This is a genomic window from Gordonia sp. WA4-43, assembly GCF_020520305.1.
GTDB lineage: Bacteria > Actinomycetota > Actinomycetes > Mycobacteriales > Mycobacteriaceae > Gordonia > Gordonia hongkongensis.
The window spans coordinates 300,267-320,342 of sequence record NZ_CP084736.1 but is presented as its reverse complement, the minus strand read 5'-3'; the positions used below and the strand labels follow the sequence as shown (position 1 = coordinate 320,342).

Annotated in this window: 16 protein-coding genes; 7 read left to right on the top strand and 9 right to left on the bottom strand. The window is 70.6% G+C overall.

Annotation, left to right across the window (positions count from 1 at the left end):
• Positions 1-62 precede the first annotated feature (62 nt).
• Positions 63-1,313 (bottom strand): aspartate aminotransferase family protein, encoded by a 1,251-nt coding sequence (locus LEL84_RS01480; protein ID WP_068969895.1) that lies wholly within the window; start codon positions 1,311-1,313, stop codon positions 63-65.
• Positions 1,314-1,395: 82 nt separating this feature from the next.
• Between LEL84_RS01480 and hrpA the strand changes: the two genes are divergently transcribed.
• Entirely contained in the window at positions 1,396-5,382 is a 3,987-nt protein-coding gene (gene hrpA / locus LEL84_RS01475; protein WP_226513135.1) for an ATP-dependent RNA helicase HrpA, read from the top strand.
• Here hrpA and nrdR read toward each other — a convergent pair.
• Positions 5,356-5,856, bottom strand: a complete 501-nt coding sequence (nrdR, locus tag LEL84_RS01470; RefSeq protein ID WP_226513134.1) for a transcriptional regulator NrdR — start codon at positions 5,854-5,856, stop codon at positions 5,356-5,358. The two genes, hrpA and nrdR, sit on opposite strands and share 27 nt — an antisense overlap.
• A gap of 99 nt (positions 5,857-5,955) precedes the next feature.
• On the bottom strand, positions 5,956-6,495 hold the full coding sequence (locus LEL84_RS01465; RefSeq protein WP_226513133.1) for a LysM peptidoglycan-binding domain-containing protein: 540 nt from the start codon (positions 6,493-6,495) through the stop codon (positions 5,956-5,958).
• A gap of 225 nt (positions 6,496-6,720) precedes the next feature.
• Here LEL84_RS01465 and lexA point away from each other — a divergent pair, with 225 nt between their 5' ends.
• A complete protein-coding gene (lexA, locus tag LEL84_RS01460; RefSeq protein ID WP_226513132.1) occupies positions 6,721-7,425 on the top strand; it encodes a transcriptional repressor LexA in 705 nt (234 codons plus the stop codon).
• Here lexA and LEL84_RS01455 read toward each other — a convergent pair.
• Complete coding sequence (locus LEL84_RS01455) at positions 7,403-9,112, bottom strand: phosphoenolpyruvate--protein phosphotransferase (RefSeq protein ID WP_226513131.1); 1,710 nt, start codon at positions 9,110-9,112, stop codon at positions 7,403-7,405. The genes lexA and LEL84_RS01455 overlap by 23 nt on opposite strands.
• 149 nt (positions 9,113-9,261) lie before the next feature.
• Here LEL84_RS01455 and LEL84_RS01450 point away from each other — a divergent pair, with 149 nt between their 5' ends.
• From LEL84_RS01450 to LEL84_RS01435, 4 genes are all read left to right on the top strand, one after another.
• Entirely contained in the window at positions 9,262-10,032 is a 771-nt protein-coding gene (locus LEL84_RS01450) for a DeoR/GlpR family DNA-binding transcription regulator (RefSeq protein WP_226513130.1), read from the top strand.
• On the top strand, positions 10,029-10,994 hold the full coding sequence (locus LEL84_RS01445; RefSeq protein WP_226513129.1) for a 1-phosphofructokinase family hexose kinase: 966 nt from the start codon (positions 10,029-10,031) through the stop codon (positions 10,992-10,994). The genes LEL84_RS01450 and LEL84_RS01445 overlap by 4 nt, the downstream gene beginning before the upstream one ends.
• A gap of 116 nt (positions 10,995-11,110) precedes the next feature.
• A complete protein-coding gene (locus tag LEL84_RS01440; protein ID WP_226513128.1) occupies positions 11,111-13,249 on the top strand; it encodes a fructose-specific PTS transporter subunit EIIC in 2,139 nt (712 codons plus the stop codon).
• Positions 13,250-13,347: 98 nt separating this feature from the next.
• The gene (locus LEL84_RS01435) at positions 13,348-13,608 is read left to right on the top strand and encodes an HPr family phosphocarrier protein (RefSeq protein ID WP_058250193.1); all 261 of its coding nucleotides are present in this window, start codon (positions 13,348-13,350) and stop codon (positions 13,606-13,608) included.
• 112 nt (positions 13,609-13,720) lie between these two features.
• Here the strand turns inward: LEL84_RS01435 and hflX are convergent, their stop codons facing one another.
• Genes hflX through LEL84_RS01415 form a run of 4 tightly spaced genes read right to left on the bottom strand, consistent with a single transcriptional unit; the run spans position 13,721 to position 17,822 of the window.
• On the bottom strand, positions 13,721-15,163 hold the full coding sequence (gene hflX, locus LEL84_RS01430) for a GTPase HflX (protein WP_226513127.1): 1,443 nt from the start codon (positions 15,161-15,163) through the stop codon (positions 13,721-13,723).
• 52 nt (positions 15,164-15,215) lie between these two features.
• Entirely contained in the window at positions 15,216-16,127 is a 912-nt protein-coding gene (dapF, locus tag LEL84_RS01425; RefSeq protein ID WP_226513126.1) for a diaminopimelate epimerase, read from the bottom strand.
• Between the two features lie 10 nt (positions 16,128-16,137).
• Complete coding sequence (gene miaA, locus LEL84_RS01420) at positions 16,138-17,058, bottom strand: tRNA (adenosine(37)-N6)-dimethylallyltransferase MiaA (RefSeq protein WP_226513125.1); 921 nt, start codon at positions 17,056-17,058, stop codon at positions 16,138-16,140.
• Complete coding sequence (locus LEL84_RS01415; protein WP_226513124.1) at positions 17,055-17,822, bottom strand: hypothetical protein; 768 nt, start codon at positions 17,820-17,822, stop codon at positions 17,055-17,057. Before LEL84_RS01415 ends, miaA begins: the two co-directional genes overlap by 4 nt.
• Before the next feature lie 226 nt (positions 17,823-18,048).
• Between LEL84_RS01415 and LEL84_RS01410 the strand changes: the two genes are divergently transcribed.
• Entirely contained in the window at positions 18,049-19,416 is a 1,368-nt protein-coding gene (locus LEL84_RS01410; protein WP_226513123.1) for a DUF349 domain-containing protein, read from the top strand.
• Positions 19,417-19,436: 20 nt separating this feature from the next.
• On the opposite strand, the gene LEL84_RS01405 is transcribed toward LEL84_RS01410, so the two are convergent.
• Complete coding sequence (locus tag LEL84_RS01405) at positions 19,437-20,072, bottom strand: hypothetical protein (RefSeq protein ID WP_078112298.1); 636 nt, start codon at positions 20,070-20,072, stop codon at positions 19,437-19,439.
• Positions 20,073-20,076 lie beyond the last annotated feature (4 nt).

Below are 20,076 nucleotides of genomic sequence, written 5' to 3'. Positions count from 1 at the left end.
CGCGGTCCGGCGATGACCACCGGATCGTCGGGATGACCACGACAAGGCCGTGGCCTGCGTCGTCAGCTCAGCGCCGCGCGCATCCGGTCGGCGAGTTCGCCGACCTCGGCGGTCGTCATCACGAACGCGGGCGAGATCTGCAGCGCCCCTTGACCTGCGGCCCGGGTGCTCACCCCGTGTTCGCGCAGCTTGACCACCGTCGCCGGCGCCGTCGCGGGGTCGGCCAGCTGTACCGCGGTGACCGCGCCCAGGCCGGTCCGGACCTCGGCGACCGTGTCGAGGTCGGCGAGCGGCGACAGCGCTGCGGCGAGGTCGCCTTCGAGCCGTGTCGCCTCGGCGAGGAGGTTCTCGCGCCGGATGATCTCGAGGTTGGTCAGCGCGGCGGCCGCCGCGCCCGCGTGACCGCCGTAGGTGTACCCGTGCCGCCACCAGACGCCGCCGGCGAAGAACGGCTCGGCGATCCGCGGTGCGATGAACACCGCGCCCATCGGGACATACCCGGAGGTGAGCCCCTTGGCGGTGGTGATCATGTCCGGTTCGAGGCCGAATCGTGCGGAGGCGAACCAGGATTCGCCGCCGATGCGGCCGAAGCCGGTGACGACCTCGTCGACGACGAAGAGGATGTCGTGGTCGCGGCAGATGCCCCGCACCTCGGCGAGGTAGCCCTCCGGCGGGAGATAGATGCCGCCGGCCCCGATGATGGGCTCGCAGAAGAACGCGGCGATGTTGTCGGCGCCCACGCGCTCGATGAGACCGAGCAGGCTCTTCGCGTCGTCCCATTCGACGTTCTGGACGTCGTGCATGAGTTCGCCGTAGCCGTCGTGGTTGAGCGGGATGCCCGCCAGCGAGGTACCCGCGGCATGCATCCCGTGATAAGCCTTGGTGCGGCTGACGACGACCCGCTTGGATTCGCGTCCGTGTTCCACCCAGTAGCGGCGGGCGAGTTTGACCGCGGTGTCGATCGAGTCGCTGCCGCCGGAGGTGAAGAAGATCTTCGATCCGGGTACCGGCGCGATGGCGCCGAGCTCCTCGGCGAGCCGCAGGGTGACGTCGCTCGCGAAGTCACCGAAGTTGGAGTAGTGCGCGAGGGTGCCGAGCTGGCGCGCGACGGCATCGGCGATCTCGGTCCGGCCGTGCCCGACGTTGGTGAACCACAGTCCGGCGGTCGCATCCAGGTAGGAGTTGCCGTCGCGGTCGAAGATCCGCGCACCCTCTCCCCTGGTCACGACGAACGGCCCGCTCGCGGTCACCGCACCCATGTCGGCGAAACCGTGCCACAACGATCCAGTACCAGTGCTCGAACCATCAGCCATGGCCCCATGATGCCGGTCCACGCGGCCCACGCGGCCACTGGGGTGAACCGGCCTCGGCGCTTCCCCATATCCTGGAGTGATCATGTCGGCCCCGTCCTCGTCACCTGACCCGTCCCCGTCTCCACCGGACACCGCTGCATCGGACATCCCCCGCTCGGATCTGCTCCGCGCACTCGACGACGTGGGCCTCGTCGACGCCGACCGGTTGCGTCGTCGCATCGATCGGCTCGCCGCGCGCCCGGATGCCGCGAAGTGGCGACAGTTGGTCGCCGATGTCGACAAGGCACGCGCCCGTCTCGACCGGCGGCGCGCGACCGTGCCGATTCTGCGCTTCCCCGACGAACTACCGGTCTCCGCCGCACGCGACGAGATCGCCGAGGCGATCCGCAACCACCAGGTCGTGGTCGTCGCGGGCGAGACCGGCTCGGGCAAGACCACCCAGCTCCCCAAGATCTGCCTCGAACTCGGGCGTGGCATCCGCGGGTCGATCGGGCACACCCAGCCCCGGCGCATCGCCGCGAGCTCGGTCGCCAAGCGCATCGCCGACGAGACCGACACCGAACTCGGCGACGCGGTGGGCTACTCCGTCCGGTTCACCGACCGGTCGGGCGCCGACACCCTCGTCCGGGTCATGACCGACGGCATCCTGCTCCGCGAGATCGCCACCGACCCCATGCTGCGCCGCTACGACACCCTCATCATCGACGAGGCCCACGAGCGCAGCCTCAACATCGATTTCATCCTCGGCTATCTGCGCCGCCTGCTGCCCCGACGCCCCGATCTGAAGGTGATCATCACCTCGGCGACGATCGAACCGGCGCGCTTCGCACGGCATTTCAGCACGCCGAAGACCTCGGTCCCGGTCATCGAGGTATCCGGACGCACCTATCCGGTCGAGATCCGGTACCGACCGCTGAGCCTGCAGGAACGCCCCGACGACGGGGACGACGCCGGCGGCGGCGAACATGCCGACCTCGACCAGATCCAGGGCATCGACGCCGCCGTCGACGAACTGTGGGCCGGTGGCCGCGGCGACATCCTCGTGTTCCTGCCCACCGAACGGGACATCCGAGAGACCGCCGAGGCGCTCCGTCGACGAACCGGCGGCAGCAAGGGTCCCGGTGCCGAGATCGTGCCGCTCTATGCGCGACTGTCGATCGCCGAGCAGCAGAAGGTGTTCTCCCCCTCCGACGGACGCCGGATCGTGCTGGCGACCAACGTCGCCGAGACGTCGGTGACCGTGCCCGGCATCCGCTACGTCATCGACACCGGCACCGCCCGTATCAGTCGGTACTCGACCAGGACCAAGGTCAATCGTCTTCCCATCGAACCGGTCTCACAGGCCAGTGCCCGGCAGCGGGCCGGTCGATGCGGTCGTGTCGCCCCGGGCGTCTGCATCCGTCTCTACAGCGAGAACGACTTCGACTCCCGGCCGGCCTTCACCGACCCGGAGATCCTGCGCACCAACCTCGCGGCGGTCATCCTCCAGATGACCTCGCTGAAACTGGGTGAGATCGCCGAGTTCCCGTTCGTCCAGCCGCCCGACGACCGCGCGATCCGCGACGGTATGGGTGTTCTCACCGAACTCGGCGCCATCACCGTCCCGCGCGAGGGCGGGCCCCCGCGACTGACCCCTATCGGCCGGTCGATGTCGCGCATCCCGGTCGATCCCCGGGTCGCCCGGATGCTCATCGCCGGACACGAACTGGGTTGTCTCGACCACCTTCTCGTGATCGCCGCCGCGATGTCGCTCCCCGATCCACGGGAACGGCCGGCCGAGCACCGGGAGGCCGCCGACGCCCAGCACCGGCGCTTCGTCGTCCCGCAGTCGGACTTCCTGTCCTACGTGGAGCTGTGGCGGTACCTCGGCGAACAGCGCAAGGAGTTGTCCGGCAGCCGCTTTCGGCGCATGTGTGAGCGCGAGTACCTCCACTTCCTGCGCATCCGGGAATGGCAGGACCTCCATCGGCAGCTGACCGAGATCGTCAAGGACCTCGACTGGTCGGTCGCGCCCACCGAACTCGACGCCGACGCCGTCCACCGATCCATCCTGTCCGGGTTGCTCAGCAACATCGCCGCCCGCAACACCGAGGGCCGCGAGTTCACCGGTGCGCGCAACACCACGCTGATGATCTTCCCCGCCTCTCCGCTCGCCAAGAAGCCGCCCGCCTTCATCATGGCGGCCGAGGTTCTCGAGACGTCGCGCCTGTTCGCCCACACCGTCGCCGGGATTGATCCGCTGTGGGCCGAGAAACTCGCCGGGGATCTGGTGAAGCGGACCCACAGCGAGCCGCATTGGTCGGCGAAACGCGGAGCGGCGATGGCCTACGAACGCGTGACCCTGTACGGGGTCCCGCTCGTCGCCCGCCGGCGCGTCGACTACGGCCCCATCGACCCGGTGGTCTCGCGGGAGCTGTTCATCCGGCACGCTCTCGTCGAGGGCGATTGGCGGACGCAGCACGCCTTCTTCGACCGCAATCGCACGCTTCTCGAGGCCGCCTCGGACGTCGAGAACCGCACGCGCACCCGGGGTCTGGTGATCACCGAGGACCAGCTCTTCGAGTTCTACGACCAGCGGCTACCGGCCGACGTCACCTCCGCTCGGCACTTCGACACCTGGTGGAAGAAGGCCCGCCGGGCCGAACCCGATCTGCTGGATCTGCGCCCCGAGGACGTCACGGGAGGCACCGACGTCGCCCCCACGGACTATCCCGGCGCCTGGCAGCAGGGCGACACCCGACTCGAACTGCGCTACCGGTTCGAACCGGGCGCACCCGACGACGGCGTCACCGTCGTGATCCCGCAGGCACTGCTACCCCATGTCCGACCGGCCGGCTTCGACTGGTCGGTCCCGGGCATGCGCGCTGAACTGGCCACCGCACTGGTCAAGTCGCTGCCGAAACAGCTCCGCAAGAGCATGTCGCCCGCGCAGCGATTCGCCGAACTCGCGCTCGGCCGGCTCACCCCGCGCAAGGAGCCGCTCACCACCGGGCTGGCCCGCGAGCTCTCGGCGATCACCGGGATGCGGGTGACCGCGGGCGATTTCGACACCGACCGGGTACCGCCGCACCTGCGCATGCATTTCGCGGTGGCCGACGACTCCGGACGGATCGTCGCCCGCGCCGACTCGTTGCCCGAACTCCAGCAGACCGGAACGCCCGCGGCGCCGAAGACGGTGTCGCGCAACCTGTATAAGACCTGGACCGCCGACGGGATCGGCTCGCTCGCCGAGCAGACGACGGTCGATGTCGCGGGGCAGCGGCTGACCCGGTACCCGACGATCGACGTGGTCTCCGACGAGAAGGGCCACGCACGGGGCGTCGTCGTCGTCGATGCGGCGAGCCCCGAGACACGAGACCGCCTCCTGCGACGCGGGATCGTCGCCCTCCTCGACTTCGCGATACCTCCGCTGCACAAGCGGATCGCCGGCTCGTTGAGTCCGGTCGAACGACTCGCCCTGAGCCAGAGCCCGTACTCGACCACCGAGGCACTGCTCGCCGACTGCACCCGACGGGCCATCCGGGACACCGTCGCCGACACCGACGACGCAGAGCTCGCCGCGGTTCGCTCACCACAGTCCTTCTCGGCGCTGCTCGAACGAATCCGGCCACGGGTCTCCGCAGCCGCACCGGACTACTTCTCGCTGGCCGTCGCAGCTCTCGAACGGATGGCCCCGCTGAGGGCGGCGATCGACCGGCACGCCGGTTCGCTGGCTGCCGACGACGTCGCCGAACAGGTCGCCCACCTCGTGTTCGACGGATTCGTGGCGGCCACCGCGCGACGCCACCTGGAGAATCTGCCGCGCTATCTCGACGGCGCGCAAGCACGTCTGGAGGCACTACCCGCGTCCGCAGCACGCGACCAGGCCGGGGTGGCCGCCGTCGATCGCGTCGTCGAACGGTGGGCCCAGCGCCTCGAACAGGTACCCGAGCACCGGCGGGCGGTGGTCGACGACGAAGCGCAGTGGCTCGTCGAGGAGTTGCGCGTGGGGCTGTTCGCCCAGCGTCTCGGTACCGCGTTCCCGGTGTCGGAGAAACGGGTCCTACGAGCTCTGGACCGGCTCGGCTGACACGGGTTCGGCGAGCGCGCTCCCGGAACCCGATGCCGCCTTCAGGTCGTCGATCTCACGCTGGAAGTCCTCCACCGAGTCGAACGACCGGTACACCGAGGCGAAGCGCAGATACGCCACCTCGTCGAGATCGCGGAGCGGGCCCAGGATGGCGAGTCCGACCTCGTTGCTGGGGATCTCGGCCGATCCACTGGCGCGCACCGTGTCCTCGACCTGCTGGGCGAGTTGCGCGAGCGCGTCCTCGGCGACGTGGCGGCCCTGACAGGCTCGCCGCACGCCGCGCATGACCTTCTCCCGGCTGAATGGTTCGGTCACGCCGTTGCGTTTGACCACCGCGAGCACGGCGCTCTCCACGGTCGAGAACCGGCGACCGCACTCCACACAGGAGCGACGGCGGCGGATGGCCTGCCCTTCATCTGCGACACGCGAGTCGATGACCTTGGTGTCGTCGTTCTTGCAGAAGGGGCAGCGCATCGTGTCCTCACGCAGGTCGCGGGACGCTGGAACGCACCCGAAGCGTGCGCCCCGCCGCTTGTCGGCCGGCCCCTGTGACATCGAGGATACCGCCCAGCCTCAGCGGTACCGGGGGGTGAGCAGGGGCTGGCCCACCTGCAGCGCGCTCGACCCCAGATCGTTCATCGCGACGATCTCGTCGATCACGACCTCGCGCGGCATCTCGGGTGCCACCCGGCCGGCGATCGAGCTGAGCGAGTCCCCCGAGCGCACGTGGACGACCTCGGCACTCACGGCGGACGGGGTCAGCGAGTCCGAGTAGTTCTGGCCCACGACACCGAACACCCACACGACGAACGCCAGCCCGACGCCGGCGAGGAGCGCGACCGCGGTGCGGCGGCGGCGACGGAACACCGCCGCGTCGGGTCCGACCGGGCCACGCCCGCGCACCCCGACCGGAGAGCCACAGTGGGTGCCGCCGACCCGCGGGGTCACCGGCGACGCACCCCGCGGTCGGGTGCCGGCCGGCCGGTTGTCTACCGGGCGGCCGCCGTCGGACAGCGGGGCGCGCGTCCGGACCCCATCGGCGCGGTCGGTGGGGGGCCGGACAGCGTCGGGACGGTCGGTGCGGACGGGAGCGACGAGAGTGGCGGTGCGCATGGTGCCCTCCGGTGTTCGGGTGTCTGGGATCGTGCGGGGTGTGACGGTCGGTGTTCGAACATCGATCAGATGTTCGATGCACTGATGTTCGAATTTGTAGCACGACGTCCCGACAAAGTCTCGCGACACATCGAACAAATGTTTGAGGTGCCGGTCGCACTCGGCTAGGCTCGGACCCGGTGCAAGCCATCTACCAGCACGTTCCGAAGACGAGAGGAACCGAACATGAGTGACACCGGCGATAGGCGCGGCCGAGCGCGGGGCGCCGACGACGAGGCCCCGTTCGACGCCGCCGCCGCCGAGGCCTCACTCACCCCGCGACAGGCCGGGGTCCTGGAGGTGATCCGCCGCTCGGTGCGCGAGCGCGGTTATCCGCCGACCATCCGGGAGATCGGCGACGAGGTCGGCCTGGCCTCGACGTCGTCGGTGGCCCATCAGTTGCGGACGCTGGAACGCAAGGGGCTGCTCAAGCGCGACGCGAACCGTCCCCGTGCGGTCAACATCGCCCCGAGTGACACCCCGTCGCCGGACACCCCGTCGGCCGGTCAGCTGCCCGAGCCGACCTTCGTGCCGGTTCTCGGCCGAATCGCGGCCGGCGGTCCGATCCTGGCCGAGGAGGCCGTCGAGGACGTCTTCCCGCTGCCCCGTGAGCTGGTCGGCGAGGGATCTCTCTTCCTGTTGCGCGTCGTCGGCGAGTCGATGATCGACGCCGCGATCTGCGACGGCGACTGGGTCGTGGTCCGGCAGCAGAACGTCGCCGACAACGGCGACATCGTCGCGGCCATGATCGACGGCGAGGCCACCGTGAAGACCTTCAAGCGTCAGGGCCCCAACGTCTGGCTCATGCCGCACAACGAACTGTTCGATCCGATCCCGGGCAACGATGCCGTCATCCTCGGCAAGGTCGTCACCGTGATGCGGCGAGTCTGACCTCTCCACCGACCGAACCGTCGAGCACCGCCGCGGCAGCCTCGCGCGCCGCGGCGGGATCCGAGGTGGCCAGGGCAGCCTCGGCGGCGGCCCGGCAGTCCGGTGCGGACACCTCGCCGAGCCGGGCCCCCACGGCCGCGGCAGCAGCCGGCGCGCTGGACAGCGAGGTGACCCCGAGACCGACGAGCACGCAGGCGAGGTTCGGATCGGCGGCGGCCTCGCCGCACACCCCGACCGGCTTTCCCTGACGTGCACCCGCTGCCGCGACACCCGCGATGAGGCTCAACACGGCCGGTTGCCACGGGTCGGTCAGTCCGGCGAGATCGGCCGACATCCGGTCGGCCGCCATCGTGTACTGGGTCAGATCGTTGGTGCCGATGGATACGAAGTCCACCTCGGCGAGGACGGCTTCGGCCAGGATCGCCGCCGCGGGCACCTCGATCATCACCCCGGCGACCAGACCACGGCCGCGGACCTCGGCGGCGAAGGTGCGCGCCTCCGCCGGCGAGGCGATCATCGGCGCCATGACCCACGGCGCGACGGCCGACCCCGACGCGGCCTGCGCGATCGCGTCGAGCTGATGCGCGCGGATCTCGGGGTGCGCCAGCGCGATCCGATCGCCCCGCACGCCGAGCGCTGGGTTCGATTCGTCGGGATGGGTCACGAACCGGAGCGGTTTGTCGGACCCGGCGTCGAGGGTGCGGATGACCACCTTCTGCCCGTCGAACGCATCGAGCACCTCCCGGTAGATCGCGGCCTGCTCGTCCACCGACGGTTCGTCGGCACGCTCGAGGAACGCGAGTTCGGTGCGGAAGAGCCCGACGCCCTCGACGGGGTACCCGGCCGCGGCGCGTGCCGACGATCCGTCGGCGACGTTGGCGAGCACCGCCACGGCCACCCCGTCGGCGGTCTGCCCCGGACCGGTCCAGCCGGCGACGAGTGCGGCATGCCGCCGATCCTCGTCGACGCGAGCCCGGGCCGCCTCCGCATCGGGCTCCACCTCGATTCGCCCGGTGCTGCCGTCGACGAGAATGGTTGTGCCGGGCTCGATCTCGTCCAGGTCGGCCACCGCCACCACGCACGGGATCCCCAGCTGGCGCGCGATGATCGCGGTGTGGCTGGTCGGTCCGCCGAGGCGGGTGACGAGGGCGATGGTGCTCGTGGGGTCGAGGCCCGCGGTGTCGGCGGGCGCGAGGTCGTCGGCGAGCAGGACCGACGGCACCTCCGGAGTGGGCACACCAGGTTCGGGTAGGCCGAGCAGTTCGGCGAGGACCCGGTCGCGCACGTCGTTGAGATCGGTGACCCGCTCGGCCATCAGTCCGCCGAGCTTGGTGAACACCGCCGCGAACTGTTCGGTGGCCGCGACGGCAGCGGCCTCGGCGGGGGCGCCCTTGCCGATGAGCGCGGTCGCGGCACCGATCCAGCCGCGGTCCTCGGCCAGGCCCGCCGTCGCGGCGAGCACCTCGGCCGTCACCCCGGTGTTCTGCGACGCGCGCGTGCGCAGCCGCGCGGCGACGGCGCCGGCCGCGGTGGCGAAGCGCGTGACCTCGTCGGCGCGCCGTTCCTCGGCGATCTCCACACCGACGCCGAGCTTCTCCGGCGAGTGATCGGGTCGCTCGCCCGGCCACAGCGCGGGACCGTGGGCCAACCCGCCGACCACCGGGGTTCCCGTCAGGATCTGCGCCATCGTCTTGCCTCTCATTCGACTACCGATGTGACCACCGTTACAAAAAGTGCTTGACTTGTCAACACAAACAGGCGTAAACACAGTAACTACAACATCCAATCCCACACGCCTCAACAAGCGGGGTGGTCGAAACCGGAGATCGGAGCCGTGTGTACGCCGAGGAGAGACAACAGGCGATCGTCGACGAGGTGCGCCTCGCGGGGCGGGCATCCGTGGCCGCGCTCGCCGAGAAATTCGACGTCACCAGCGAGACCGTCCGACGCGATCTCGCGGTACTGGAACGCGCCGGACATCTCCAGCGGGTCCACGGCGGCGCCGTACGCGCCGAGATCATGCGCACCCTCGGCGAGCTCGGGATCGACGAACGAGAGTCGAGCCAGATCGAGCAGAAGACCGCGATCGGCCGCGCGGCCATCCGGTTCCTGCCGCCCGACGGCGGTTCGGTGCTCTTCGACGCCGGCACCACCACGTACCGCGCGGCCAAGGCGACCGCACCCGATCGGAGGCTCACCCTGTTCACCAACAGCCTGCCCATCGCCGGCCTGCTCGCGGGCACCCATCCCGACGGTCTCCATGCCCTCGGCGGTCGCGTACGCGGTCTCACCCAGGCGACCGTGGGCGTCGAGACCGTGGACGCGCTTCGCCGACTGCGCGTGACCACCGCTTTCATCGGGACGAACGGGCTGAGCGAGGCCCACGGGTTGTCGACACCCGACCCCGACGAGGCCGCGGTCAAGGCGGCGATGGTCGCGGCCGCACAACGCGTCGTGGTCCTCGCCGACAGCTCGAAGATGGACCGGGAGGACCTCACCTCCTTCGCCGGACTCGACGACGTCGACGTCCTCATCACCGACTCCGGGATCGACCCGGCCTATTCGGCGGCCCTGTCCGCGCGTGGCGTCGAGGTCGTGATCGCATGATCGTCACCGTCACCGCCAACCCGAGCCTCGACCGCACCCTCGAACTCGGCGCACCGCTCGCCCGCGGCGAGGTGCAGCGCGCCGGCGTGGTCCGCACCGAGCCGGGCGGCAAGGGCGTCAACGTGGCCCGGGTCGTCGCGGCCGCCGGCCTGGCCACCCGCGCACTGCTCCCGGCGCGGCCGGGCGACCCGCTGCGGGCCGCACTCGACGACCTCGCACTCCCCTACGACGCCGTGCCGGTCGACGGCGAGGTCCGGTCCAACATCACCATCGCCGAATCCGACGGGACGACCACCAAGATCAACGCACCGGGCGTCACCTTGACGGGCCCGGACCGCGAGGCGCTCGTCGGGCTGATCCGTGAGCACGCCGGCTCCGCGCAGTGGGTCACCCTCTGCGGGTCGCTGCCTCCCGGCGTCCCCGACGACTGGTACCGCTCGATCGCCGACGACCTCGTCCTCGCCGGCTGCCGGGTCGCGGTGGACACCTCGGGCGCTCCCCTCCGTGCCAGCGTCACCGGTCGCGTCGACCTGATCAAGCCCAACGAGGACGAGCTCGCCGAACTGGCCGGCGCCGACCCCGGACAGCTCCGAGAAGCACTCGCGCGCAACGATCTCGGACCGGTCATCGACGCCGCTGCGACCATCGCCGAACAGATCGGGGGCAACGTCCTCGCCACCCTCGGCGCCGTCGGGGCCGTGTTGGTCACCGCATCCGGCGTGTGGTCGGCGACCCCGCCGCCGATCGTCCCGCGCAGCACCGTCGGCGCCGGCGACTCGTCACTGGCCGGCTACCTCATCGCGCAGAGCACCGGGGCCGCGCCCGCCGACTGCCTCCGGTCGGCCGTGGCGTACGGCGCGGCGGCCGCATCGCTCGCCGGCACCCAGGCCCCCACGCCCGACCACCTCGACCTCCCCGGCGTGCGGGTGACCGAACTGTCGGGAGCCGCGCGCATGACCTGACGGCACCGTCCCGGCGAGTCCCCACATCCATCCAACACCGCACCCATCCAGCACCGACTCCATCCACCATCGACCCACCCAGCACCGACCCCACCCTTTCCACCGAAGGACATCCCATGACCGAGCAGATCATCACCGCGCAGACGGTGAGTCTCGACGTCGACGCCGGCGGCGATCCCGCCGCCGTCATCACCACGCTCGCCGACGCCCTCGCCGCGGCCGGCCGGACCACCGATCCCGCCGACCTCGCGCGGGCCGCACTGGACCGAGAAGCCAAGTCCACCACCGGACTTCCCGGCGGCATCGCCATCCCGCACGCCCGTACCGCGTCGGTGACCGCGGCCAGTCTCGCCATGGCGCGGCTGTCCCGCACGGTCGACTTCGGCGCACCGGACGGGCCGGCCGACCTGGTCTTCCTCATCGCCGCGCCCGAGGGGGGTGCCAGTGCGCACATGAAGCTCCTCAGCTCGCTGGCCCGCTCACTCGTCCGGCCCGACTTCGTGGCCTCGCTCCGCGCGGCCGAGAACGAGGAGCGGGTCATCGAATTGGTCAACGAGGCCATCGACCCCGCACCCCCGGCCCCCGCCACCGCGCCGACCGCCACCCCGTCGACCCCTGCCCCGTCGACCACTGCCCCGGCCGCCGCGGCAGCACCAGCGACGTCGACCACGGAACCCGAAGGTGCGCCGGCCCACCCGGACTCGGACCGGACCCCGGACCCGGGACCGGCCACGCCGCGCATCGTCGCGATCACCGCATGCCCGACCGGCATTGCCCACACCTACATGGCGGCCGACGCCCTGAAGTACGCCGCCGAGCGGGCCGGCGTCGAGTTCGCGGTGGAGACCCAGGGGTCCTCGGCGACCACGGCCTTCGATCCGGATGTGATCGCGTCGGCCGACGCCGTCATCTTCGCCACCGACGTCGGGGTCAAGGACCGCAACCGGTTCCGCGGCAAACCCGTCATCGCATCCGGGGTGAAGCGCGCCATCAACGAGCCCGACGCCATGATCGCCGAGGCGGTCGCGGCGGGGCGCGACCCGAACGCGGCGCGCGTCACCGGCGACGGCGCGGACGCGGACGCGGCCGACTCGTCGAAGTCGGGCATCGGTCTCGCCGGCCGTACACGCCAGGCACTCATGACCGGTGTGAGCTACATGATCCCGTTCGTCGCGGCGGGCGGACTGCTCATCGCGCTCGGCTTCCTGCTCGCCGGCTACGAGGTCGCCAACACGAACCTCGACGACGGCGGCACCCTCAGCGACGGCGCGTTCATCGCCCTGAACAACAGCCTCTGGGATCTGCCGGCGGGCGGGTTGTTGCAGTACCTGGGCGCGGTGAGCTTCGCGATCGGCTCGGGCGTGATGGGCCTGGCCGTACCGGTCCTCGCGGGCTACATCTCCTTCGCGATCGCCGACCGCCCCGGTATCGCACCCGGTTTCGTGGCCGGCATCGTCTCGCTCGCCGTGGGCGCCAGCTTCATCGGCGCACTGATCGGCGGTCTCATCGCCGGCGTGGTGTGCCTGTGGATCGCGCGGACCCCGGTGCCCCAGTGGGCTCGTGGTCTCATGCCGGTCGTGGTCATCCCGCTGTTCGGCAGCATGATCGTCGGCGGACTGCTCTACATGGTCCTCGGCAAACCGCTCGCCTGGCTGACCGAGCAGATGAACAGCGGCCTCGAGAGCATGTCCGGCGGATCGGCCATCGCCCTCGGCATCGTGCTCGGCCTGATGATGTGCTTCGACCTCGGCGGACCGGTCAACAAGAGCGCGTACCTGTTCGCCACCGCCGGGATCGCCGACGCGGCGACTGCCGGACCCGCGCAGTTCCAGATCATGGCGGCGGTCATGTGTGCCGGCATGGTGCCCCCGCTCGCCCTGGCTCTCGCCACCGTCGTCCGACCGGGCCTGTTCACCGAACCGGAGCGCGAGAACGGCAAGGCCGCATGGCTCCTCGGCGCGTCGTTCATCTCCGAAGGTGCCATCCCGTTCGCCGCGGTCGACCCCTTCCGGGTCATCCCGTCGATGATGGCCGGTGGTGCCCTCAGCGGTGCGCTGATCATGGCCTTCGGCGTCGAACTGCGCGCCCCGCACGGCGGCATCTTCGTCTTCTTCGCCATGAACAACTGGGTCCTGTTCCTCGTCGCGCTGGTCGCCGGTACGGTGCTGTCCGCTGTCCTGGTGGTCGCGGCCAAGCAGGTGCACCGCAGTCGCGACGCCGTCGCCTTCGACGAACTCGAGGCGGTCGCCGTCTGACACCCGATCACACGACCACCTGACATCCGGGGCGCTCCCCGGCACCGAATTGCCCGACAACCACCACAGAACACACGACAACACTCGAAGGAGTTCCCATGCCCAGCACCACCGCCACCGTCGGCTCCGCAGTCGGACTGCACGCCCGCCCCGCCACGATCATCGCCGAGGCGGTCGCCGAGACCGGCAGCCCGGTGACGCTGGGCCTCGAGGGCGGTGACCCGGTGGACGCGGGGTCGGCGCTGATGATCATGACGCTCGGGGCCGAGAAGGGCACCCGCGTGGTCGTGACGGCCGACGACCAGGCCGCGCTCGACACCATCGTCGGTCTCGTCGAGAAGGATCTCGACGCCGACTAGGTCCGTACAGCCGACTAGGTCCGTACAGCCGACTGGGTCCGTACAGCCGACTAGGTCCGTACAGCCGACTGGGTCCGTACAGCCGACTGGGTCCGTACAACCGGCGAAGCGCTCAGATCCGGAGGTCCGCGATCTCGCCCGCGAAAGCGGCCGGGACGCGGACCTTCATCGTGGTGCCGGTCTCGGTGTGCTCCGACGAGATGACCTCGCCCTCGCTGTGGACGCGAGACACGACATCACCCCGGTCGAACGGCACCTCGATGGTCATCTCGACGTCCTCGCGACCGACGAACTCGCGCACCCGCCCGAAGAGTTCGGGCAGTCCCTCACCGGTTCGGGCGGAGATGAACACCGCATCCGGACCGAGCGCGCCACGCAACTCGGTGAGGCGGTTGCCGTCGATGGCGTCGATCTTGTTGATGACCAACAACTCCGGCGGCGCGGTGACGCCCTCTTCGGCGACGATCTCGTTGATGACCTGACGGACGGCCGAGATCTGCTCCATCGGGAAGGCGTCCGCACCGTCCACGACGTGCAGAAGCAGATCGGCGTCGACGACCTCCTCGAGCGTCGACCGGAACGCCTCGACGAGCTGGGTCGGCAGATGCCGGACGAACCCGACCGTATCGGTGAAGACGACCGCGCGGCCGTCGTCGAGCGTCGCCCGCCTGGTGGTGGGATCCAGGGTCGCGAACAACGCGTCCTGCACGAGGACACCAGCGCCGGTCATCGCGTTGACCAGGCTGGACTTGCCCGCGTTGGTGTAGCCGGCGACGGTGATCGTCGGGATCGAACCGCTCTTGCGCGCAGCACGTTTGGTGTTCCGCGCCTTCTTCATGCCACGGATCTCGCGCCGCAGCTTGGCCATCCGCTCCCGAATGCGGCGACGGTCGGTCTCGATCTTGGTCTCACCGGGACCGCGCAGGCCCACACCGCCGTTGCTGCCCGCCCGGCCACCGGCCTGCCGGGACATCGATTCACCCCAGCCGCGCAGACGCGGGAGCATGTACTCCATCTGCGCGAGGGAGACCTGCGCCTTGCCCTCGCGAGAGGTCGCGTGCTGGGCGAAGATGTCGAGGATCAGCGCGGTGCGGTCGATGACCTTCACCTTCACCACCTTCTCCAGCGCATTGAGCTGGGCGGGCGTGAGCTCACCGTCGCAGACGACGGTGTCGGCGCCGGTCGCGAGGACGATCTCGCGTAATTCCTCGGCCTTGCCACTGCCGATGTAGGTGGCGGGATCGGGTTTGGAGCGACGCTGGATCACCGCGTCCAGGATCTGGGAACCGGCTGTCTCGGCGAGGGCGGCCAGCTCGGTCATGTTGGCCTTCGCGGCAGCCGCGCTGCCCTCGGTCCACACGCCGACCAGGACCACGCGTTCGAGTCGTAGCTGCCGGTACTCGACCTCGGTGACGTCGGTGAGTTCGGTGGAGAGTCCCGCGATGCGCTGCAGTGAGGCGCGCTCGGACAGTTGGAGTTCGCCGGTGGTGGGATCCGCGGTGTCGCGGATCCCGAGATCGGCCGCGGACATGATCTGTGCTTCTGATTCGGTCATACGGGAACCATGGTCTCACGACCGTCCAGGACCGAGCACGCGAATATCGAGCTCAGCGCTCCCAGCCGGGCCGCAGCACCCCGTCGGCGACCAGCATCGACGGCCCGCGCAGGGTCGAGCCATCGGGACGGATCGTCACGGTGACCTCACCGCCGGGGATGCCGATGCGCAGCTCGCCGGTGTCCGCGCCGCGGGCGTCGAGAGCGGCGCGCGTCGCCGCGACCAGGCCGGTTCCGCAGCTGCGCGTCTCCCCGACGCCCCGCTCGAACACCCTCATCCGCGCGGTCAGGCCGCCGTCGGGGCCTTCCACGGGTGGGGTCAGCAGCTCGACGTTCGCGCCGTGCGGGAAGTCGGCGGCCTCGATGATCACGCCGGCGGAGAAGTCGACCGCGTCGAGGTCGGCCGCGGTCATGTCCGCGACGACGCACGCCAGGTGGGGGTTGCCCACGTCGACCATCGCACCGGGGTAGATGTCGTCACCGATGCGGACCACCGACGACCCGTCGATCCGCGCCGGACCCATCTCCACCGTGACCTCGGCGTGCACGGCGTCGAAGGAGTGGATGGTGACGCCGCGGGCACCCGCACGGGAACCGACGGAGAACGTGTCGGTGTCGACGAGTCCCGACGCCCGGACGTAGTGGGCGAAGACGCGTACCCCGTTGCCGCACATCTCCGCGATCGAACCGTCGCCGTTGCGGTAATCCATGAACCAGTCGTCGGCCGACACGTCGTTGGGCAGGGCGTCGAGGACACCGGCCGCGACGAGGGCGCCCGAGCGGGCGACGCGCAGCAATCCGTCGGCGCCGATCCCCCGTTGCCGGTCGCACAGCGCCGCGACCGTAGCGGCGTCGAGCGCGATCTCGGCGTCGGGGTCGGCGAGGACCACGAAGTCGTTCTGGGTGCCATGACCCTTGACGAAGTGCAGGCCGTCGCTCGCACTGCTCTGCGGGGCGGAAGTCACGGATCACAGCCTACGGGGAAGGCGCGTCGACGATGCGCAGCGCTCGGTCGAGCAGATCGGGTGCGGCGGCGTCGAGCCACTGCGCCCGGTGATCGCGGCGGAACCACGAGCGCTGCCGACGCACATAACGCCGGGTGCCGATGAAGGTCAGCTCCTCGGCCTGCGCGAGGTCGTACTCGCCGTCGAGCGCCGCGAGGACCTGTTTGTAACCGATCGCCTGCGACGCGGTGCGTCCCTCTCGCAGTCCGCGGGAACAGAGGTCCTCCACCTCGTCGACGAGGCCCTGCTCGAACATCGCTCTCGTCCGACGGCGGATCCGGTCGTCGAGTTCCTCGGTGTCCCGGTCGAGGGCGAGGATGAGCGTGCCCCAGCGCGGTTCGCCGATGGTGGGCTGCGACGCGGCGAAGGGCGCACCGGTCAGCTCGACCACCTCCAGCGCCCGCACGATGCGGCGACCGTCGGTGGCCAGGATGGTCGACGCCGCGGCCGGGTCGACCTCCGCGAGCAACCGGTGCATCTCGCCCACTCCGCGCTCGTCGAGCAGGTCCTCGTAACGCCGGCGGACCTGCGGGTCGGTGGGCGGGAACTGCCAGTCGTCGAGGAGTCCCTGGACGTACATCATCGATCCCCCGACGATCACCGGGACCCGACCCGCGGCGCGCAACCGGTCGACGTCGGCCCGCGCGGCCTGCTGATAGCGCGCGACGGTCGCCACCTCGGTCACGTCGAGCACGTCGAGTTGGTGATGCGGGATGCCGCGGCGTTCGTCGGGCGAGAGCTTGGCCGTCCCGACGTCCATGCCGCGGTACTGCTGCATGGCGTCGATGTTGACGATCTCGCCGCCGAGCCGTTCGGCGAGGTCGAGGGCCAGATCGGACTTGCCGCCGGCAGTGGGTCCGACAACAGCGATCGGGGTGGGCGGCGCGGTCATCGGGCGTGCTCGCCGTCGTCGACGGTCCAGGTCGCGACCACGTAACCCACGCCGAAGGGCGCGTCGGCGAAGTCGGGCACCGCCCGGACCGACCGGTCGCCGACGAGACCGGCCGCCACCTGCCACGCGACCCGGCCGCCGACGCCCTCGGCATCGCACTTCGCAGGGTCGAGTGCCATCAGCGTGTCCGTGTCCGCCGATCCGAGCGCAGCCACGATCGCGTCGTTCAGCGCCACCGCCGATTCCCGACGCCCCCCGCCGGGGGCCTTGTCGGTCAGCGCCGTCGACCCGTCGCCCACCACCAGGACCCCGACGGCGTCCGAGCCCTCGTCGAGACGGGCGGCCAGCCGGGTACCCACCGCGACGCACTCCGCGGGCGGCGTGGCGGAACCGACGCTGCACACGCTCAGCGGACCCAGCGACATCCGCTCGGCGATCCACCCGGCGATCAGCGCCGACAGACTCATCCGCGGCAGCGGGTCGGTGACCGCGACATCGGCGATAGCAACATCGGTGATCGCGGAGTCGATCGTGACCGGGACGTCCACGCCGAACCGCGCGAAGGTGCCGCGCAAGGGCTCGCCCACGAGGCCAGCGGTCGACCCGTCGGCGGTTCCGACCGCCACCCAGCGGTCGACGCCGAGCGCGCCCGCGACCGCGTCGAGAGCTGCGCGCCGCACCGGCTCGGTGTCGAAGGCGGCCGGTCCGGCCAACTCAGGGACGAGCAGCGGGGCACTCGGAACGAAGACGACGGCCGCAAGCACACCACGACGCTAGTCGACAGGATCCGTCCCGCTCGCTCCGCTCCCGGCGCCGGTTACCCCGCGCCGCGACCCACCAACTCGGCACGGACGCCACATCGACGGGCCTGAACTGCTTGAATGGAACGGTACTTGTCGGCGATCGCGGGCGTAGGATGCCCGGCGAGAACCGACTCCAGCGACCGGCAGCCGTGACGCGCGGCACCACTGAGCGGCAGGACACGTGCACATGAGCAACCCGACCGAATCGGCTTCCGAACCCCAGCAGGCACCCGCCGGGCAGGACACACCGAAGCCGGGACCCAAGCCGGGACCCCGGCCCAAGCCCGGACCCCGCCCAGGCATCGCGTCCGAACCGGTCGTCACGCATCTCGTCACCGGCGATCCGCACCGCTTCGGTCGTATCGACGAGTCGGGTGTCGTGTGGCTCAAGACCGACAAGGGCGAACGCGAGATCGGTTCGTGGCAGGCCGGCACGGTCGAGGAGGGGCTTGCGCACTTCGGACGCCGGTTCGACGACCTCGCCACCGAGGTCGAGATCCTCGAGGAACGGCTCACCGCCCGCTCGGGAGACCCGCGTAAGGCCCAGCAAGCCGCCAAGCACCTGCTCGACGAGTTGCCCAACGCGCATGTGATCGGTGACGTCGCCGCGCTGCAGCGCCGCCTCGAGGCCATCGTCGGCAGCGCCGACGAGGTCGCCGAGACCATCCGCGCCGAGCGCGAGAAGACCCGGTCGGAGGCCATCGCGCGCAAGGAGGTCCTCGCCGCCGAGGCCGAGCAGATCGGCGCCGACGCGACCAACTGGAAGAGCGCGGGCGACCGGCTGCGCGAGATCCTGGACGAGTGGAAGTCCATCAAGGGCGTCGACCGCAAGACCGACGACGCGCTGTGGAAGCGGTACGCCAAAGCGCGCGACGCCTTCAATCGCCGGCGAGGTGCGCACTTCGCCGAACTCGACCGCGAGCGCGCCGGTGCGAAGGAACGCAAGGAAGCACTCATCGCCCGCGCCGAGGAGCTGTCCGGCTCCACCGACTGGGGTCCGACGTCGGCCAAGTTCCGGGAACTGCTCGGTGAGTGGAAGGCGGCCGGCCGCGCCCCGCGGGACACCGACGAGGCCCTCTGGCAGCGGTTCAAGGCCGCACAGGACGTCTTCTTCGGCGCCCGCAACGCGGCGTCGTCGGAACGCGACGCGGAATTCTCCGCGAACGCGACCGCCAAGGTCGCCCTGCTCGATGCCGCCGAGAAGGCCATCGACCCGGCCGCCGATCTCGACGCGGCCCGCCGCGAGTTCCGGTCGTTCCGCGATCAGTGGGACGAACTGGGCAAGGTCCCGCGCGATCAGATGCACAGCCTGGAGGCCCGCGCGCGGGCCCTGGAGAAGCGCATCCGCGACGCCGAGGACGCTCAGTGGCAACGGACCGATCCCGAGGCACTGGCGCGGGCGGCGCAATTCGCCGATCGCGCAGCGCAACTCGAGGACCAGGCACGCAAGGCGGCCGAACGCGGAAAGGACCGCGACGCCGCGAAGTTGCGCGATCAGGCTGCGCAGTGGCGCGAGTGGGCCGCCGCCGCGGAGAGTGCCGTCACCGACCGCTGAGTCCGGTCGGGCCGGCCGGATCAGTCCTCGTTCGGGTTCTTGCGGTACAGCGCTGCGGCGTAGGCCTCCTGCTCGGCGGCCTGCCGGCGCCGCTCGTCCTCGAGCGCGAGCTGATAGGAGCTCCGCGCCCACACGACGCGGGACCAGTGGAACGTGAGCACGAAGACCGCGATCCAGCCCAGCACGAGGCCGATGCCGACGCCCGACGGCGGCTCGACGCCACCGACGCCCGGCGTGTTCCGCGACCACCACGCCAGCATCCCGGCGACGCACGCGATGGCGCACCCGCACAGCGCGATCCACGCCAGGAACCACCGGCGGGTGAGCAGCGCGAGCATGGAGACGACGATGCCGAAGATCGTCACCAGGTAGACGAAGATCCTCGACACGATCGTGACGCGCTCGGCGGCCGCCTCGGGCGTGAAGGTGAGGACCTCGAGCCCGGTGACGGATCCCGTGTGCGGCAACACCATCGACACCATGGCGAGGACGACGGCCACGGCGACGACGACCGCGCGCGCACCCGGGTCGATCTCGCCGGCCACCCGCCGTTCCGCCTTGCGCAGGTCGTTCTCGTACTGCTCGAACGCGGCCTTCTCGGACGCAGAGCTGCCGGACGCCTCGTTGTCGGACGCCGAATTCTCGGACATGGTCATCGCC

Coding starts and splice junctions, on each gene's coding strand:
- LEL84_RS01480 (WP_068969895.1), bottom strand. CDS start 1,313: ATGGCTGATGGTTCGAGCACTGGTACTGGATCGTTGTGGCACGGTTTC.
- hrpA (WP_226513135.1), top strand. CDS start 1,396: ATGTCGGCCCCGTCCTCGTCACCTGACCCGTCCCCGTCTCCACCGGAC.
- nrdR (WP_226513134.1), bottom strand. CDS start 5,856: ATGCGCTGCCCCTTCTGCAAGAACGACGACACCAAGGTCATCGACTCG.
- LEL84_RS01465 (WP_226513133.1), bottom strand. CDS start 6,495: ATGCGCACCGCCACTCTCGTCGCTCCCGTCCGCACCGACCGTCCCGAC.
- lexA (WP_226513132.1), top strand. CDS start 6,721: ATGAGTGACACCGGCGATAGGCGCGGCCGAGCGCGGGGCGCCGACGAC.
- LEL84_RS01455 (WP_226513131.1), bottom strand. CDS start 9,112: ATGGCGCAGATCCTGACGGGAACCCCGGTGGTCGGCGGGTTGGCCCAC.
- LEL84_RS01445 (WP_226513129.1), top strand. CDS start 10,029: ATGATCGTCACCGTCACCGCCAACCCGAGCCTCGACCGCACCCTCGAA.
- LEL84_RS01440 (WP_226513128.1), top strand. CDS start 11,111: ATGACCGAGCAGATCATCACCGCGCAGACGGTGAGTCTCGACGTCGAC.
- LEL84_RS01435 (WP_058250193.1), top strand. CDS start 13,348: ATGCCCAGCACCACCGCCACCGTCGGCTCCGCAGTCGGACTGCACGCC.
- hflX (WP_226513127.1), bottom strand. CDS start 15,163: ATGACCGAATCAGAAGCACAGATCATGTCCGCGGCCGATCTCGGGATC.
- miaA (WP_226513125.1), bottom strand. CDS start 17,058: ATGACCGCGCCGCCCACCCCGATCGCTGTTGTCGGACCCACTGCCGGC.
- LEL84_RS01410 (WP_226513123.1), top strand. CDS start 18,049: ATGAGCAACCCGACCGAATCGGCTTCCGAACCCCAGCAGGCACCCGCC.
- LEL84_RS01405 (WP_078112298.1), bottom strand. CDS start 20,072: ATGACCATGTCCGAGAATTCGGCGTCCGACAACGAGGCGTCCGGCAGC.